This is a genomic window from Mycobacterium sp. IDUB_24, assembly GCF_055419385.1.
Window position 1 is genome coordinate 366,493 of sequence record NZ_JBVAXO010000004.1, and the last position, 16,915, is coordinate 383,407.

Below are 16,915 nucleotides of genomic sequence, written 5' to 3' on the forward strand. Positions count from 1 at the left end.
GCATGAGGGAGTTGCCACATGTGCTGGGCATCGTTCTGGCCGGGGGGGAGGGCAAACGGTTGTATCCGTTGACCGCCGATCGCGCCAAGCCGGCAGTTCCCTTCGGCGGCGCCTACCGGCTGATCGACTTCGTGCTGTCGAATCTCGTCAACGCCCGCTACTTACGGATCTGCGTTCTGACGCAATACAAGTCGCATTCACTGGACCGTCACATCAGCCAGAATTGGCGCCTGTCGGGTCTGGCCGGTGAGTACATCACCCCGGTGCCGGCCCAGCAGCGGCTCGGGCCGCGTTGGTACACGGGATCGGCGGACGCGATCTACCAGTCGCTCAACCTGATCTACGACGAAGATCCCGACTACATCATCATCTTCGGCGCCGACCACGTGTATCGCATGGATCCCGAGCAGATGCTGCGGTTCCACATCGACAGCGGGGCCGGGGCCACCGTGGCCGGAATCCGGGTGCCGCGTGCAGAGGCAAGCGCGTTCGGCTGCATCGATGCCGACGACTCCGGGCGCATCAAGGATTTCGTCGAGAAGCCCGCGGACCCGCCGGGCACGCCCGATGATCCCGAGCAGACCTTCGTGTCGATGGGCAATTACATCTTCACCACGAAGGTGCTCATCGACGCGATCCGCGCCGATGCCGACGACGACCACTCCGACCACGACATGGGCGGCGACATCATCCCGCGACTGGTGTCCGACGGGATGGCGGCGGTGTACGACTTCAACAACAACGAGGTGCCCGGGGCCACCGAACGCGACCACGGCTATTGGCGCGACGTCGGAACTCTGGACGCTTTCTACGACGCACACATGGACCTCGTATCGGTGCACCCGGTCTTCAACCTCTACAACAAGCGCTGGCCGATCCGAGGCGAGATGGAGATGCTGGCTCCGGCCAAATTCGTCAACGGTGGCTCGGCGCAAGAGTCCGTCGTCGGCGCCGGCAGCATCATTTCCGCGGCATCGGTACGCAATTCGGTGTTGTCCTCCAACGTGGTGATCGACGATGGCGCCATCGTGGAGGGCAGCGTGCTGATGCCGGGCGTGCGGATCGGCCGCGGCGCCGTGGTGCGCCACGCGATCCTCGACAAGAACGTGGTGGTCGGTCCGGGCGAGATGGTGGGCGTGGACCTCGACAAGGACCGGGAACGGTTCGCGATCAGTGCGGGCGGCGTGGTGGCGGTCGGCAAGGGCGTCTGGATCTGACGCGTCTACTCCCAGGGATCTACCGCGGCGGGCCGGCGCGTGGCATTGCTACGTGCGTTGACGCCGACCTTGGCCTCTACCCGGCGTCGGCGCCACCGCCACAGCCGGAATGCGCCCCAGATCAGGGCCACTAGGGCAACGAGCACCAGTACCGGGAGCAGGATCGCCACGAAGACCAATCCGACACTGGTGACGTCCTCGACAGTGGACAGCACCGGGGCGGCGACCCCGGCGGTGGCGATGTTGGCGGCCGGACGCACCGTCGATTTGGTCAGCGACACCACGAGTGCGGTGACCGCGCCGATCGCCACCGGAATCCACTGGCCGGACTGGGCGAACGCGCCCGGATCGGCGACAGCGGCGGTCTGCGACGCGGTGCCCGACCCGAAGACGATTCCGCCTGCGGTGGGACGGACGAAGGTCTGGATGGTGTCGTTGACGGAGTCGAGTGCGGGGATCTTGTCGGCGACCACCTCGACCACCAGCAACACCGCGACGATCGCCATCACCCAGCCGTTCTCGAGCCACGACCACCCCGCCGGCAGTGACACCAGATGGGTGAAGCGTGACAGCAGGCCGAGGGCCAGCAACGGGATGTAGGCATTGAGCCCCGCCGCAGTGGCCAGGCCGAAGCCGGTCAACAGTTCCATCACTGCAGTATGCGGCTAACTCGGCCGGGTACCCGGCAGTTCGCCGTTATCCGCTCTGGGCCGCGTTCCGCCAGGAACGTGGCTCACCAGACGTAGGGGAGCAGTCGGTAGCGGACCTCCCGGGTGTACTCGTCGTAGCCGTCGAGTTCGGTGCGCAACATCTTCTCCTCGTCGACGACGCGCATGGCGAGTACCGCCAGGCCCGGGATCACGAACAGCAATCCCCAATACGAGCCGAGGGCCGGCGGGATGCCGATCATCATGATCACGTTGCCGGCGTACATCGGATGGCGGACCAGTCCGTAGAGACCGGTGGTCACCACCGTCTGGCCGGCCTCCACCTTGATGTTGGCGGCCGCATAGCTGTTCTGGATGATCACGAGCATCGCAATGCCGAGTCCGATCGCTACCAACGCATTACCGAGCACCGACACGATCGTGGGTACGGCTGACCATCCGAACCGATAATCAAGTGCACTGGCCACGATGATGACCGCGACCAACAGGAACGCCATCGCGCTCGCGAATTTCTGCACCGGCCGGGTCTCGGCGCTCGGCCCGGCCTGCATTCGGCGTCGCAGTGCCGCCGGATCGCGTACGGCGAGGTAGATGCTGGGCAATGTCGAGACGGCCGCGAATACGGCGATGAAAACCCAGCCGCGCCAGTAGTCGAACGTGCCGGCAGGCGTGAAGACGAGGATCCCGAAGACCGCAAAGCCGACGACGGCGGACACCGCTGCCTGTAGCCCGATCTTCACGTCGCCCTCCTCACCAGACGTAGGGGAGCAACCGGTAGCGGACCTTCCGGGTGTACTCGTCGTAGCCGTCGAGCTCGGTGCGCAACATCTTCTCCTCGTCGACGATCCGAACTCCGAAAATCGGTATCGAGGCGATGGACACCAGCAAGGCCCAGTAGGAACCCAGCGCCGGCGGCGTGCCGAACATCATCAGCACCGCGCCGAAGTACATCGGGTGACGGACCAGACCGTACAGACCCGTCGAGACGAGCGGTTGTTCGTCCTCCACTCGGATGCTGGCTCCGGCGAAGCTGTTCTGGAAGACCACCGTTTGCGCGAGGACGAGCCCGACCGCCACCAGGATGTTGCCGAGGACGACCACCGCAATCGGCACATCCGACCAGCCGAACCGGTGGTCGAGCGCGCTGACGATGAACGCCGCGAAGGCCGATCCGGTCACCGCCCAGATGATGATCTTCTGCACGATCCGCGTTTCCGCGGTCGGCCCGCCGTGGAGGCGTCGTTGCAGGGCGGCGGGATCTCTGACCGCGAGGTAGATGCTCGGGATCATGGTGGTGGCCATGAACACGGCGATGAAAACCCAGGCCTGCCAATAGTGGAACGTGCCGGCCGGCCAGAATAGCGTGGCCGCGAAGAACGCCAGCCCGAGCACGCCCGAAGCGATCGTCTGAACTACGAGTTTCATCAACTGCCTCCTGTTCGATTCACACCGCGTCGCGGTTGCGATAGATCCATCCCGCGACGGCTGCCAAAACCGTTGCGACGATCAGCATCACCACCAGTGCGGTGGCGGGGAACTGGCTGGGCACGGTGGTCTGCCCCACCGGGGACAGCTCGATCAGCCAGCGCGGGAGCCGTAGCAGCGCCCCGAGGTACAGCGCGGTGATGACGAATGTGACTGCCAGCCAGGCGATCCACGGCGACCGCAGGGCCACAGCCATGGCCGCGATCGAGGCCACCACCGCCAGTGCGGGTAGATATGCCAATGCGGCCAGGGTGAGGCGGATGACCGTACCCGGCTCGCCGAGTGTCAGCCCGGCACCGATGCCGTTGCCGAGACCGGCGAAGAACATCAGTGCCGCCGCCCCCGCCAGCGCGCAGCCGACCGCGCCGAGCAGCCAGCGCCGGCGTGACACCGCACCGGCCAGCACCGGCTCGCCCAACCCGTTCTGCTCGTCGGTGTGCACCCGCAGCACCACCGACGCGACGTACGCGCTGGCCGCCGCGGCGAGGAACTGCGTCATGGTGGTGTAGATGCCGTCATTGCCCGTTGTGGACAGCAATCTGGCGATCAACTCGTTGGTCTTGGCCGCATCCAACAGCGCTTTCGTCATCGACCCGAACACCAGCCCGGCCACGAACAGTCCCAGAGCCCAGCCGATCGTCTGACCGCGCTGCAGCGTCAGGTGCAGTCGCAGGGAGCCGGTGATGACGGGGGCGTCGGGTTTCTCGCCCGTGGATGCGATGGTGCCCGCGTCGTACTGGCGACGGCTCTCCAGCACGGCGGCTGTTGCCATCAATCCGAGCGCCAGAATGACCAGCAACCCGAACGGCCACCAGCGCAGATCGACGAACGGTCGCATCTGCTGTGCCCAGGCGATGGGGGAGAACCAGCTCAAGGCACTGCCGGAGTTGTCGATGACGTCACCGGCCCCACGGATCAGCGCGGCGACCGCCAGTGCCGCCATCGCCGCGCCCGACGCAGTGCGGGACTGGCGCCAGAGTTGGGCGGTGACGGCGGCGACCGCACCGAACACCATCGCGACCCCGGTGATGCCCAGAGACATGGCGGCGGTGTCGACGATTGCGAAGCCGGTGGAGGCCATCGCCAGCGTCATCGTGATCGCCAGCACTGCGTTGACTCCGCCGACCAGGACCAGCGCCGCGGCGGTCCGTGCGTAGCGGCCCACCACCGAGGACAACACGAGCTCGGCGCTGCCGTTCTCCTCCTCGGCCCGGGTATGACGAATCACGGTGAGAATTGACAGGATTGAGGTCGCGATGATCAGAGTGAGGGTCAGTTCGTTGGCCATCATCACGCCGAGGTCGGTCTCGTTGACACTGAACATCGGCCCGCCGAGCATCATCCCGGCGGGTGTCTTGAGCAGGTTGACCCGGGCCAGGCGTTGTTCCTCCCCGGGGTAGGCCAGTCGAATTGCGTTGGGGGCGTACACCATCATCAAGGTGACGACGGCGACCCACACGCTCAGCCGCACCCGGTCGCGGCGCAGCGCCAGCCGCAGCAGCGTTTCGATGCCGGTCAATGGTGACGTGCTCGTGCGGGTCGCGGTGTTCACCGGGTCACCCCCTGGTACTCGCGCAGGAACATGTCCTCCAGCGAAGCCGGTGTGACGGTCAGATCTTCGATGCCGAGGTCAGTCAGGTGCTCCAAGGTGAATTCGAGGTCGGTGCGGTCCACCGAGAAGCTCACCGAGCCATCGTTGCTCGTGAAGTCGTGCACGTAGGGGGTGTTCTGCAGCGCCCGGCCGTCGGAGCGGGTGCGCGCGGTGACCTTGGTGCGCATCAGGTGCCGCAACTCGGCGAGGGTGCCGGAACGCACCGTGCGTCCCGACCGGATGATCGTCACGTTGTCGCAGAGCTTTTCGACCTCGGCCAGTATGTGGCTGGACAGCAGGACCGCCGCGCCCTGGCCCGCCACCTCGGCGACACATTGCTGAAATGCCCGTTCCATCAACGGGTCCAGCCCCGAGGTCGGCTCATCGAGAATGTAGAGATCGGAATGGCAGCTGAACGCCGCGACGATGGCGACCTTCTGCCGGTTGCCCTTGGAGTAGGTTCGGGCCTTTTTGTCTGGGTCCAGTTCGAATCGTTCGATCAGTTCGTCGCGGCGCCGCGTATCGACGCCGTTGCCGCGCAGCCGGCACAGGAAGTCGATGGCCTGCATTCCGGTCAGGTTGGGCCACAACGTGACATCGCCGGGGACGTAGGCGATCCGGCGGTGCAGGGCGACCGCGTCGCGCCACGGGTCGCCGCCCAGGAGCCGGACCGTGCCGCCGTCGGCGCGCAACAGACCCAGCAGCACCCGGATCGTGGTGGACTTACCGGCCCCGTTGGGTCCGAGGAAACCTGTGACATCACCGGGGGACACGGTCAGGTTCAGTCCATCGAGGGCTTTGGTGCGCCCGAAAGATTTCGACAGTCCGCGGATTTCGACGGAGTTGTTCACGCTGGCTCCTTGGTCTCGGTTGACGTGGAACTGAACGGGGTGCCTTGTTCGCGCTGATGCAGGAAGGCGTCGTACATGGTCGAGTCGGCCATCAGGCCCTCGGTGTAGAGCTCGAGAGCGGGGAGCATCATGTCCTCGCCGTAATCGCGTAGTACCCGGCGCAGATCCGCCGGGTCGTCGTGCATCTGCAGGTACAGCAGGAACCCGCCGCCACTGCATATCGCCATGAACCTCGCCCGGGCCCGTGGGTCGCGGCTGGGTTTGAGCAGCCCGGTCCGCACGCCCTCCTCCAGATACTGCTCGGCGTTGTCGACCATGGTGCGCCAGAACGTCTTCGCCAGATCGCTTCCGGACTGCATGCTGCGGACCAGGTAGGCCATCAGCGGCGCGTAGGACTCGATCTCGGCCATCTGGGCCATCCACGTCGCGGGGTCAGCGCTCTGCAGTGACTCGGTTTTGGCTTCGCGCACCACCTCGGCCACGTAGGCGTCGCACGCCTTGCGCAGCCCCTCCTTGGATCCGAAGTGGTGGATCACCAGGGCGGCGCTGACACCCGCGGCCTCGGCGATGCTGCGCAGTCCCACGCTGAATCCGTGCTGCCCGTACTGCTCGATCGCGGCATCCCGGATCCGGGCCATCGCTGTTCGATCATCGACTGAACGCATGTTCAATACGCTAAACATGCGTTCAGTGTGCGGTCAAGGGGATGCCGCGTCAGGAATCCGTAAAGATCGCGAAATGCCCGCTCGCGGGAGAAAAGAATGCCCGCTCGCGGGAGAAAGGTCAGTCGCGAGCGGCGGCGAGCAGGCCGTCACCCAAGGGGATGAGTACGGGCGTGAGCCGCTCGTCCTCGGCGATCAGCCGGGCTGCCTCACGCACGGCGCCGACCTCGGCATCGTTGGCCGAGGCGTCACCGGCCCGGCCGCCGAGCGCGGCCCGGTGCAGCACGATCGCGCCGCCGGGGCGCAGCAGACGCACGCCTTCGGACACGAACTGAGGTTGGTCGATCGGATCGGCGTCGATGAACACCAGGTCGTAGGACTCGTCGGCCAGGCGGGTCAGCACCTCCTGGGCGCGACCGCTGATCAGCCGGGTACGTCCCGGGCCGACTCCGGCCTCGCTGAACCCCTGCTTGGCGATGCGCTGATGCTCGGGCTCGACGTCGATGGTGGTCAGCACACCGTCGTCGCTCATGCCGGACAGCAGCCACAATCCGCTGACGCCCGCGCCCGTGCCGACCTCGACCACCGCCTTGCCCCCGGTGAGGCGTGCGAGCACGCTCAGCAACGCTCCGACGGCCGGGGTCACCGCGCCGGCGCCGAGTTCTTCGGCCCGCTCACGAGCAGCCGCGACGATCTCGTCTTCGGAGATCGACCGTTCGGCATGCGTGACGATCGCCTCGGCGCGACCGGGGTTGGAGCTGACCATGCCCGCAGCGTAGGCCAGAGGCCGGGGGCGTCGTCGCGACACGCCCGTGGGTGTCAAGTATCACCGTCGGAAATTCGCTGGTTCGCGCAGGTAATCGGACGTATCGTCGGCTTTCTCAGGGAAAGTTCAGATTGCTCATATGCCTGCCACACCGGGATCAGGAACGGTATCCGCATGGAACACGGCGCCCGCTGGCGCACTGCCCAGCACAACCAGGACAGCAATCGGAATAGCGACGTCGTCAGTCGTGTTGAGCTGAGTGAAAACTGTGATCAGGAGGATCCGACGAGCGCGAACGCTGTTACCTCGAACCCTGCCACCCAGGCCGCCCCGGTGACAATGGCCCATCTGGAGCAATTCACCGCAGGTGAATGGGTGGAGCCGTCCGATGAGTTGACCGGCACCGCCGTCTTCGACGCGACCGGCGATCATGCGGCCATGCCGTCATGGGACGAGCTGGTGCGCCAGCACGCTGACCGGGTGTACCGGCTGGCCTACCGCCTCTCGGGTAACCAGCACGATGCCGAGGACCTGACCCAGGAAACCTTCATCAGGGTGTTCCGCTCCGTGCAGAACTACCAGCCCGGAACCTTCGAGGGGTGGCTGCACCGCATCACCACCAACCTGTTCCTGGACATGGTCCGTCGCCGCGGCCGCATCCGCATGGAGGCGCTGCCCGAGGATTACGACCGGGTGCCGGCCGACGACCCGAACCCTGAGCAGATCTACCACGACTCGCGACTGGGGGCCGATCTCCAGGCCGCTCTGGACTCGCTGGCGCCGGAGTTCCGCGCCGCCGTTGTCCTGTGTGACATCGAGGGTCTGTCCTACGAAGAAATCGGCGCCACGCTGGGCGTGAAGCTCGGCACGGTGCGCAGCCGCATTCACCGCGGTCGGCAGGCCCTGCGCGAGTATCTGGCGAAGCACTCGCCGGAAACCGCCAAATCCGCCTAGTGGTGGTTGGTGTTCAGCGCGCCAGGTCGCGCTACATTCGGGTCAGGACATTTGGTCGTGGCGAGAGGAGCTGGGCGATGGTCGACCCGGGACATGTGTTCCGTCGCGCATTCTCCTGGCTGCCTGCGCAGTTCGCCTCGCAGAGCGATGCACCGGTAGGCGCGCCTCGGCAGTTCGGTTCCACCGAGCACCTGTCAACTGAGGCCATCGCGGCCTTCGTCGACGGAGAGCTGCGGATGAGTGCCCACCTGCGGGCCGCACACCACCTGTCCCTCTGCCCGGACTGCGCTGCCGAGGTCGATGCCCAGGGTCAGGCCCGGGCCGCATTGCGGGACTCCTGTCCGATAGCCATTCCGAATTCCCTGTTGGGACTGTTGTCGCAGATACCGCACCACAGTCCGCAGCCCTCGGCTGACGCCGGTGAACAGCCTCAGTTTGCTGATGACCCGACGCGGAGTCGGCGTAAGCGCCGGTAGGCTGGACCACAAGGCGATCAGTGACCGGCGTCGGCCTATCCGGCTGGGGCGGGCGCTCCGATAGAGAGTGATACACCGGTGACCAATCAGGACCAGTCCGACGAGAGCGGCCGTCTGGAACCGCGCCCTGTCGAGCGGCCACCCGTCGACCAGTTGTCGCAGCGCACGTTCGGCCGGCCCGCCGGTGTCGACGGCTCGTTCCTCGGTGCGGACAAGTACCAGGACCAGGGCGATTACGCCCCCAAGGACTTACCGCCGGATCCCGTGCTGGCCGAGGCGTTCAGCCGTCCCTCCGACAGCGATGACACACTGCAGCGCCATCCCACCGATGCCGGGGCACTCGAAGCCGAGCGGACCGCAGGTGGCGACGACGTCGACGATCCGTGGCGCAATCCGGGTGCCGTCCCGGCACTGGGCGCACCCGCACAGGCGCCCCTCGCGCCGACGGTCGTACCGGCGCCGGTCGGCAAGCTGGGCGCACGCGAGGTGCTGTTCGGTGGCCGGGTGTCGTGGATCGCGCTGGTCGTGCTGCTCCTGATCACGCTCGTGGTCGGTGCGATCGGTGGCTGGGTCGGACAGAAGACCGCGGGGACCGTGCAGGCCTTCACCACCTCGAAAGTGACGCTGGAGACCGGTGACCTCCCGTCCCCGGACGCCGGCCGTTTCGCCACGGTCGCCTCGGCGGTCGAGGATTCGGTTGTCACCATCGAGGCCAAGAGCAAGACCGAAGGCTCACAGGGCTCGGGCGTCGTGGTCGACGGCAAGGGCTACATCGTCACCAACAACCACGTGATCTCCGACGCCGCCAGCAAGCCCGCCGACTACCAGATCACCGTGGTGTTCAACGACGGCAAGGAAGTACCGGCCAACCTGGTCGGCCGCGACCCCAAGACCGACCTGGCGGTGCTCAAGGTCGACAACGTCGACAACCTCGTCGTTGCGCGGATGGGCGATTCCGAGAAGGTGCGCGTCGGCGAGGAAGTCATCGCGGCCGGCGCCCCGCTGGGGCTCCGCAGCACGGTCACCCACGGCATCATCAGCGCGCTGCACCGGCCGGTGCCGCTCTCGGGCGAAGGTTCGGACACCGACACCGTGATCGACGGGCTCCAGACCGATGCCTCGATCAACCACGGCAACTCCGGTGGCCCGCTGATCAACATGTCCTCCGAGGTGATCGGGATCAACACGGCCGGAAAGTCCTTGTCGGACAGCGCCAGTGGCCTCGGCTTCGCGATTCCCGTCAACGAGGTCAAGCAGGTCGTCGAGAACCTGATCAAGGACGGCAAGGTGGCCCATCCGACGCTGCTGCTGACCGCTGTGACCGTGAGCAACAGCGTGGCCTCGGGTGCGCAGGTCCGGAACGTCAACGCCGGAGGCCCCGCCGAGAGGGCCGGCATCCTGGAGAACGACGTGGTGGTCAAGGTCGGGGACCGCAAGGTCGCCGACGCCGATGAGATGGTTGTTGCGGTGCGCCAGCTCAAGATCGGGCAGGAATCGCCGATCGAGGTGCTTCGCGATGGTCGGCCCATGACCTTCATGGTCACGCCGATCGGCGACGATCAAAAAGCGCAGTAGCGATGTTCGCGAACATCGGGTGGGGGGAGATGCTGGTCCTGGTGATCGCCGGTCTGGTGATCCTGGGGCCGGAGCGCCTGCCCGGTGCCATCCGGTGGACCTCGGGTGCCCTGAAGCAGGCACGCGACTACGTCAGCGGAGCCACCAGTCAGTTGCGCCAGGACCTCGGCCCGGAATTCGACGATCTCCGCGAACCCCTCGCCGAACTGCAGAAGCTACGCGGCATGACCCCGCGGGCAGCGATCACCAAGCATTTGCTCGACGGTGACGATTCTTTCCTGACCGGCGCCATCGACGAGCGCAACAATCAGCCCTCGGTGCCGGGCGACAAGCCCGCCAGCCAGATCGAGGCCACGCCGACGGACAAGCCGGCCGGCCCGACGTTCGACCCTGACGCCACCTAGGGCTCGGCGCTCTAGCGCCGCGCGGTATCCAGACCCAGCGACATCCCGGCCAGGCCGCGCTTGCGAGCCGTCAATCCGTCGGCGATCTTGCGCAGCTCGGCGCCTGCCGCTGATTCGGGCGCCGACAACACCAGCGGCACCCCGGAGTCACCGGCCGCCACCAACGCCGGATCCAGCGGGACCTGGCCCAGCAGCGGCACTTCGGCGCCCACCGAACGGGTCAGCGACTCGGCGACCTGACGGCCGCCGCCCTCACCGAACAGTTGCATGACGGTGCCGTCGGGCAGCTGCAGGCCCGACATGTTCTCCACCACGCCGGCGATGCGCTGGCGGGTCTGCAACGCGATCGCGCCGGCCCGCTCGGCCACCTCGGCGGCAGCCATCTGCGGAGTGGTCACCACGAGGATCTCGGCACCCGGGATCAGTTGGGCCACCGAGATGGCGATATCGCCCGTACCGGGCGGCAGATCGAGCAGCAACACGTCCAGATCGCCCCAGTACACGTCGGCCAGGAACTGCTGCAGGGCCCGGTGCAGCATCGGCCCACGCCACACGACAGGCGTGTTGCCCTGCGTGAACATGGCGATCGAGATGACCTTCACCTCGTGTGCGATCGGGGGCAGGATCATGGAGTCGACCTGGGTGGGCCGGTCGGCGGTGCCCATCATGCGCGGCACCGAATGGCCGTAGATGTCGGCGTCCAAGAGGCCGACGGACAGCCCGCGGGCGGCCATCGCGGCGGCCAGGTTGACCGTCACGCTCGACTTGCCCACACCGCCCTTGCCGGAGGCCACGGCGTAGACCCGGGTGAGTGAATTGGGCTGGGCGAACGGGATCACCGGTTCGCGGGAATCACCACGCAACAGCGTGCGCAGTTCGGCGCGCTGCTCGTCGTTCATCACATCCAGGCTCACCTTGACGGCGCCGGTGCCGGGCACGTCGGTGACGGCGGCCGTCACCAGATCGGCGATCTCGGTCTTCTTCGGGCAGGCCGCAGTGGTCAGGTAGATCTCGACATGGACGCCGTGGTCGGCCTCGATCGAGATGTTCTTGACCATGCCGAGTTCGGTGATCGGCTTCCGCAATTCGGGGTCGATCACCTTGGCCAGCGCGGCGCGAACCGCGGATTGCAGCTCAGTGGCAGATTCGGACATCACCGCCGAGTCTACGGCGACGGTGCCGCGAGCTGGATTCAGGCCGGTGTCAGGCCGGACCTGGGGCCGGACCCGGTGCGGGGCCGAGCCCCGGGGCCGCAGGCGCGGCCTCGATCGGTGGGCCGATCGGGGCGGCAGGCACCGGCCCTGGCGGCGGAGTCTGCAGCGGTCCAGGTCCAGGTCCAAGCGCGGGTCCAGGGGCCGGAGCAGCGGGCGGTCCCAGCGGCGGTGCGGGAGCCGGCGGGGGAGTCTGTTCACCCAGGCAGAACACCACGCACGCAGGCTGGCGCGGTTGCTCCCACGGCGGGACCCATGGCGGCGGGGCGGCCGGCGGCGTCTCCGACGGGACGGCCTGTGCCGGACCCGGCAGCGGGCCGAGCACCTGGCCCGGAGCGAATCCGGGGACGTTCTGCGTGCCGGTCTCGTTGCGGTTGAGCAGCGGGATCAGGGCCAGCGGATCGCCCGCGGGCAGCCCGGTGGCATCAGTCGGCAGGCCCGGTCCGAGGCCTTCGGCGTGGTCCAGGTGCGAATCGCCGATCGGGGGGATGGACCCGGTGATCTCGGGCAGGTCGACCGGCACCACACCGGTGGCGTACGCCGCGGCCCAGCCCAGCACGTTCCGGGCGTAGGCCACCGAGTTGTTGTACCGGAGGATGGCCGTCATGACCTGCGACTGGTCCCGCAGGTTGAGCCCACCACTACACAGGTAGCGGGCGGCCGCGAGCGCTGAATCGAACACGTTCTGCACATCGGCCTTGCCGTCGCCGTCTCCATCGGAGGCGTACCTGGCCCAGGTTCCGGGCAGGAACTGCATCGGCCCCATGGCGCGGACGTAGGAGACCCGTCCGGCCTGAGCGCTCTGGATGATGACTTCGTTGCCCGGCAGAGTGCCGTCGAGAGCAGGGCCGTAGATCGGGCGCACCGCGGTGCCGCGGGCGTCGGTGGCGCCGCCGTTGGCGTGGCCGGATTCGATCCGTCCGATACCGGCCAGCAGATTCCAGCTGATACCGCAGCCGGGATAGGCAGCGGCCATCATCCGTTCGGCGTTGCGGTATGCCTTGAGTGAAGACCCTGGAATGCCAAGGGCGCCAGGGGAATTGACGACGAAAGCAGGCGGAGGAGCCGAGATGGTGTTCATCGACTTGATCCGGAAGTTGGTCGGGGGCCTGGCCGCGGCGACCACTGCCGGACCCGAGCGATCGACGTGGCGTTCCACGGCGGCCAGCGGCGTGACCGCGGTGTTGGACATGTCGACATCCGAGGCGGAAGACCCGGCGCCGGCGACCAGCACGATGGGAGCCAGGACGGCCACGCCGAGCGCGGGCGAGCGCACGAGCTGGCTCATACGGCGCCGAGCGGTTGCGATCACCGCTCCTCCCCCTACGCGCACTTACCCGTCCTTCGGTCGGCTTTGGCCAAATACCATGTTGTGAACCAAGTCACCATACATAGTCGCGGTTTCGCTTGTTACGACAATGGTCGACAGCGTGATCAACCACTGCGTTTGGACCGGCGCTCGGCCCCGTCGGCTTTGCTCGTGCTCGGCCGGTCGGTATCGGCGGGCAAGCTGAGTTCGGTGATCAGCTCACGCAGTTCTTCCAACTCGCGGCGCAGGTAATCGCGGGTCACCACCTCGCCGACCGCCAGCCGCAGCGACGCCAGCTCGCGGGCCAGGTACTCGGTATCGGCCTTGGTCTGTTCGGCCCGGCGCCGGTCCTCCTCGAGTGAGACCCGGTCCCGGTTCTCCTGCCGGTTCTGGGCCAGCAGGATGAGCGGGGCGGCATAGGCGGCCTGGGTCGAGAAGGCCAGGTTGAGCAGGATGAACGGGTACGGATCCCACTGGAATGCAAATACACCGATGTTGAGGGCGATCCAGACGATCACCACGATCGTCTGAATGGCCAGGTAGCGCCCGGTGCCGAGGAATCGGGCGATCGACTCGCTGAACGCCCCCACTGCCTCGATGTCGACATGCAGCCCGAAGCCGCGGGTCGTGCGCGGGGTGTCCAGCCGCTGGCGCGCCGTCGATTCGCTCATGAGCCCGCCGCCGGGAGCTCGGGCTCGTCGCGTTCACGCCAGTCGTCGGGCAGCATGTGGTCGAGCACGTCGTCGACCGACACCGCGCCCAGCAGGTGGTTCTCCTCATCGACCACCGGGCCGCACACCAGGTTGTACGCGGCGAAGTAGCGGGTCACCGCGGCCAGCGAGTCGGCCGGGCTCAGGCTGGGCAGATCGGTGTCGGCGATGCCGCTGACCAGTGCCGCAGGCGGTTCGCGCAGCAACCGCTGCAGGTGGACGCAGCCCAGGTACTGCCCGGTCGGGGTGGCGCTGGGGGGCCGCGTGACGAAGACCATCGAGGCCAGCGCCGGCGTGAGGTCGGGGTCGCGGATCCGCGCCAGCGCCTCGGCGACGGTGGTGTCAGGTGCCAGCACCACCGGCTCACTGGTCATCAAGCCGCCCGCTGTGTCCGGTGAATGGGCCAGCAGCCGTCGCACATCCTCGGAATCCTCGGGGTCCATCTTGCGCAGCAGGGTCTCGGCATCGGCCGGGGTCATCGCCCCCAGCACGTCGGCGGCGTCGTCGGGATCCATCGCCTCCAGGACGTCGGCGGCGCGCTCGGTGTTCAGCTGGCGCAGCACCGCGGCCTGCTCGTCCTCGGGCAGCTCCTGCAACACGTCGGCCAACCGCTCGTCGTCGAACGCCCGGTACAACTCATAGCGCCGCTTGACCGGCAGTTCACGCAAGGCCTCGGCCACCTCGATCGGTCGTTGTCCGTCGAACTGCTCGAGTAGCGAGGCCACTCCCTGGTCGGGCATCGCCAGACCGGACGGGGTGAGGCCGTGCACGTTCTGCCACTCCACGACGTGGATGTTGGTGCGCCGCCCCAAGCGACGTTGTGGCCGCACCGCCACCCGGGTCACCACCCAGTCCCGGGTCCGGGTCTGCTCGATGCCCAGATCGACTACCACGACGTCGATTCCGGCCAGCTGCTCCAGGTCTGGATCGTCGACGCGCACCCGGGTTTCCAGCACCTGGCCCAAAACCAGCACCTCGCCGGGTCGTTGGGCGAAGCGGCGTAGCGACACGCTGCCGGTGGCCAGTGTCACCGAGCCGGGCTCGATCGCGGTGACCCGCAGGATCGGAACGAAAATCCTTCGTCGGGTGAGCAATTCGACCACCAGGCCGAGAACTCGCGGTTGCTGGCGGACGATGCTGATGCTGATCACCACGTCGCGGACACGGCCGATGGACTCCCCGTCGGGGCCCAGCACCACCATCCCCGCAAGCCGGGCCGCGTAGACCCTGTTCACCGCCGCCATGAGTCAAAGGGTAGAGACTGTGGTCGTGGAGAACACGTATCGACCCCGCCGAACGTGCCTCTCGGTTCCGGGTAGCAGCCTGAAGATGATCGAGAAGGCCAGAAGTCTGCCTGCTGACGAAGTGTTCCTCGACCTTGAGGACGCGGTGGCCCCTGAGGCCAAGGCGGCGGCCCGGACCCAGGTCGCGGCGGCGTTGGCCGGCGACGGCTGGGCAGGACAGCTGCGTGGCGTACGGGTCAACGACTGGACCACACCGTGGACCTACGCCGACGTGATCGAAGTGGTGTCCACTGTGGCTTCGGCCGGGGCGTCCATCGATCTCATCGTGTTGCCCAAGGTGACCGAGGTGGCGCATGTCCAGGCACTCGATCTGCTGTTGTCACAGCTGGAGAGCACTCACGGCCTGGAACCCGGCCGGATCGGCATCGAGGCACAGATCGAGAATGCGCAGGGACTGACCAATGTCGATGCGATCGCAGCCGCCCCACGGGTGCAGGCGCTGGTGCTCGGGCCCGGGGACATGGCGGCCAGCCTCAACATGCGCACTCTGGAGGTCGGTGGGCAGCCCGACGGGTATGACATCGGAGATGCCCATCACCACGTGCTGATGCGCATCCTGATCGCCGCGCGTAGTCGCGGCATCAACGCGATCGACGGGCCGTACGTCAAGGTGCGCGATGTCGACGGGTTCCGCCGGGTGGCCGGCCGCTCGGCCGCTCTCGGCTACGACGGCAAGTGGGTGCTGCATCCGGATCAGATCGAGGCGGGCAACGAGATCTTCAGCCCGCGCCAAGCCGATTACGATCACGCGGAGTTGATCCTGGACGCCTACGAGTGGCACACCTCGCAGGCCGGTGGGTCCAGGGGAGCGGTCATGCTGGGCGACGAGATGATCGACGAGGCCAGCCGCAAGATGGCACTGGTGATCGCGGGCAAGGGTCGCGCGGCGGGAATGACGCGGCAGGCCGAACCGTTCCGCCCACCGAGTTAGATCGAGTCATGCTGTGCCGCACCGGGTTTGGGGCGGCGAGGCCGGGCTAGGCGGCGAATACGGCGCCCAGGAAGAACAGTAGCCAGCCCCCGTTGAGCAGGGTGCCGAATGCGCCGAGCGCGATGCCGGCGATCGCCAGGCCGTGGCCCGGCTGCTCGCTCCGCGGACCGAAACCCGGCTGTGCGCTCCCCGGACCGAAACCCGGCTGTGCGCTCTGCTTGATCTGGTTGAGCGCGACGATCCCCAGACCGATACCGAGCAGGGCGGGGAGCAGTCCGATCCCGCACGCGGCGAACAGAGGCAGCGAGAGGATCGAGGCGACCAGCGATCCGATCGCCATGCTGTTGGTGGGGTTCGAGGGTGGCATCCCGTAGCCAGCGGGATATCCGGGGTATCCGAAGGCCCCGTAGCCCGGCGGCGGCGGATATCCGGGCGGCGGGGGATAGCTGGGGGCGCCCGGGAACGACGGCGGCAGACCCGGCGGCGGCGGATAGTCGTACGGAATGTCGGCGGGGTAGTCGATCGCCGGCGGATGGGGTCCGCCGATTTCGGTATTCGGCGGCGCGAACTCGTACGACGGTTGCGCCGCGCCGGTATCCGGCCGATCCTGGGAGTGCTCGATGGAAGGTGCTTCGTAGCCGTTGGACAACGGTTCAGACGGTTGGGAAGCGGGGTCGGATGGCGGCGTTTCGCCCGCGTTGCCGTCCGCGTTTGTCATGCTGATCAACCTAGCGCACGGACAATGACGCCAAAGGGGGCGTGACTCCGGCACCAATTCCGGTGTGAGGGCGTTGCTGTAAC

18 protein-coding genes are annotated in these 16,915 nt (G+C 67.2%); 6 read left to right on the forward strand and 12 right to left on the reverse strand.

Translation table 11 applies throughout. The annotated features are described in order from the left end of the window. Nucleotides 1-2: 2 nt before the first annotated feature. The gene (gene glgC, locus ACZYZF_RS17120) at nt 3-1,217 is read left to right on the forward strand and encodes a glucose-1-phosphate adenylyltransferase (protein WP_454791424.1); all 1,215 of its coding nucleotides are present in this window, start codon (nt 3-5) and stop codon (nt 1,215-1,217) included. Between the two features lie 5 nt (nt 1,218-1,222). Here the strand turns inward: glgC and ACZYZF_RS17125 are convergent, their stop codons facing one another. The 7 genes from ACZYZF_RS17125 to ACZYZF_RS17155 all read right to left on the reverse strand — a co-directional run bounded on the left by ACZYZF_RS17125 (nt 1,223) and on the right by ACZYZF_RS17155 (nt 7,240). Next, nucleotides 1,223-1,867 carry a DUF4126 domain-containing protein gene (locus ACZYZF_RS17125; RefSeq protein ID WP_463746418.1) on the reverse strand — a complete coding sequence of 215 codons (645 nt, stop codon included), beginning with the start codon at nt 1,865-1,867 and terminating at the stop codon, nt 1,223-1,225. A gap of 83 nt (nt 1,868-1,950) precedes the next feature. After that, complete coding sequence (locus ACZYZF_RS17130) at nt 1,951-2,625, reverse strand: methyltransferase family protein (RefSeq protein ID WP_463746419.1); 675 nt, start codon at nt 2,623-2,625, stop codon at nt 1,951-1,953. Nucleotides 2,626-2,635: 10 nt separating this feature from the next. After that, nucleotides 2,636-3,310, reverse strand: a complete 675-nt coding sequence (locus ACZYZF_RS17135; RefSeq protein WP_463746420.1) for a methyltransferase family protein — start codon at nt 3,308-3,310, stop codon at nt 2,636-2,638. Between the two features lie 19 nt (nt 3,311-3,329). Further along, nucleotides 3,330-4,922, reverse strand: coding sequence for an ABC transporter permease (locus tag ACZYZF_RS17140; protein WP_463746421.1), 1,593 nt, complete (start codon nt 4,920-4,922; stop codon nt 3,330-3,332). Continuing rightward, nucleotides 4,919-5,812, reverse strand: coding sequence for an ABC transporter ATP-binding protein (locus ACZYZF_RS17145; protein WP_463746422.1), 894 nt, complete (start codon nt 5,810-5,812; stop codon nt 4,919-4,921). Before ACZYZF_RS17145 ends, ACZYZF_RS17140 begins: the two co-directional genes overlap by 4 nt. Then, nucleotides 5,809-6,477: a TetR/AcrR family transcriptional regulator gene (locus ACZYZF_RS17150; protein WP_463746423.1), complete on the reverse strand. Its 669-nt coding sequence runs from the start codon at nt 6,475-6,477 to the stop codon at nt 5,809-5,811. Before ACZYZF_RS17150 ends, ACZYZF_RS17145 begins: the two co-directional genes overlap by 4 nt. A gap of 118 nt (nt 6,478-6,595) precedes the next feature. Further along, entirely contained in the window at nt 6,596-7,240 is a 645-nt protein-coding gene (locus tag ACZYZF_RS17155; RefSeq protein WP_463746424.1) for an O-methyltransferase, read from the reverse strand. A 174-nt stretch (nt 7,241-7,414) separates the two neighbouring features. Here ACZYZF_RS17155 and sigE point away from each other — a divergent pair, with 174 nt between their 5' ends. The 4 genes from sigE to tatB all read left to right on the forward strand — a co-directional run bounded on the left by sigE (nt 7,415) and on the right by tatB (nt 10,649). Further along, entirely contained in the window at nt 7,415-8,194 is a 780-nt protein-coding gene (gene sigE / locus ACZYZF_RS17160; protein ID WP_463746425.1) for an RNA polymerase sigma factor SigE, read from the forward strand. A gap of 77 nt (nt 8,195-8,271) precedes the next feature. Beyond that, a complete protein-coding gene (gene rseA / locus ACZYZF_RS17165) occupies nt 8,272-8,670 on the forward strand; it encodes an anti-sigma E factor RseA (protein ID WP_463746426.1) in 399 nt (132 codons plus the stop codon). A gap of 78 nt (nt 8,671-8,748) precedes the next feature. Beyond that, a complete protein-coding gene (htrA, locus tag ACZYZF_RS17170; RefSeq protein ID WP_463746427.1) occupies nt 8,749-10,245 on the forward strand; it encodes a serine protease HtrA in 1,497 nt (498 codons plus the stop codon). A gap of 2 nt (nt 10,246-10,247) precedes the next feature. After that, nucleotides 10,248-10,649 carry a Sec-independent protein translocase protein TatB gene (gene tatB, locus ACZYZF_RS17175; protein ID WP_463746428.1) on the forward strand — a complete coding sequence of 134 codons (402 nt, stop codon included), beginning with the start codon at nt 10,248-10,250 and terminating at the stop codon, nt 10,647-10,649. Nucleotides 10,650-10,660: 11 nt separating this feature from the next. Here tatB and ACZYZF_RS17180 read toward each other — a convergent pair whose 3' ends face one another. From ACZYZF_RS17180 to ACZYZF_RS17195, 4 genes are all read right to left on the reverse strand, one after another. Next, nucleotides 10,661-11,803: an Mrp/NBP35 family ATP-binding protein gene (locus ACZYZF_RS17180; RefSeq protein ID WP_463746429.1), complete on the reverse strand. Its 1,143-nt coding sequence runs from the start codon at nt 11,801-11,803 to the stop codon at nt 10,661-10,663. Between the two features lie 49 nt (nt 11,804-11,852). Further along, complete coding sequence (locus tag ACZYZF_RS17185) at nt 11,853-13,148, reverse strand: lytic transglycosylase domain-containing protein (protein ID WP_463746582.1); 1,296 nt, start codon at nt 13,146-13,148, stop codon at nt 11,853-11,855. Between the two features lie 146 nt (nt 13,149-13,294). Next, entirely contained in the window at nt 13,295-13,840 is a 546-nt protein-coding gene (locus tag ACZYZF_RS17190) for a DUF1003 domain-containing protein (protein ID WP_463746430.1), read from the reverse strand. Further along, the gene (locus tag ACZYZF_RS17195) at nt 13,837-15,123 is read right to left on the reverse strand and encodes a magnesium transporter MgtE N-terminal domain-containing protein (RefSeq protein WP_463746431.1); all 1,287 of its coding nucleotides are present in this window, start codon (nt 15,121-15,123) and stop codon (nt 13,837-13,839) included. Before ACZYZF_RS17195 ends, ACZYZF_RS17190 begins: the two co-directional genes overlap by 4 nt. A 25-nt stretch (nt 15,124-15,148) precedes the next feature. On the opposite strand from ACZYZF_RS17195, the gene ACZYZF_RS17200 reads away from it, so the two are divergent. Further along, the gene (locus ACZYZF_RS17200) at nt 15,149-16,114 is read left to right on the forward strand and encodes an HpcH/HpaI aldolase/citrate lyase family protein (RefSeq protein WP_463836339.1); all 966 of its coding nucleotides are present in this window, start codon (nt 15,149-15,151) and stop codon (nt 16,112-16,114) included. Between the two features lie 46 nt (nt 16,115-16,160). Here the strand turns inward: ACZYZF_RS17200 and ACZYZF_RS17205 are convergent, their stop codons facing one another. Beyond that, a complete protein-coding gene (locus tag ACZYZF_RS17205) occupies nt 16,161-16,832 on the reverse strand; it encodes a DUF4190 domain-containing protein (protein WP_463746433.1) in 672 nt (223 codons plus the stop codon). Nucleotides 16,833-16,915 lie beyond the last annotated feature (83 nt).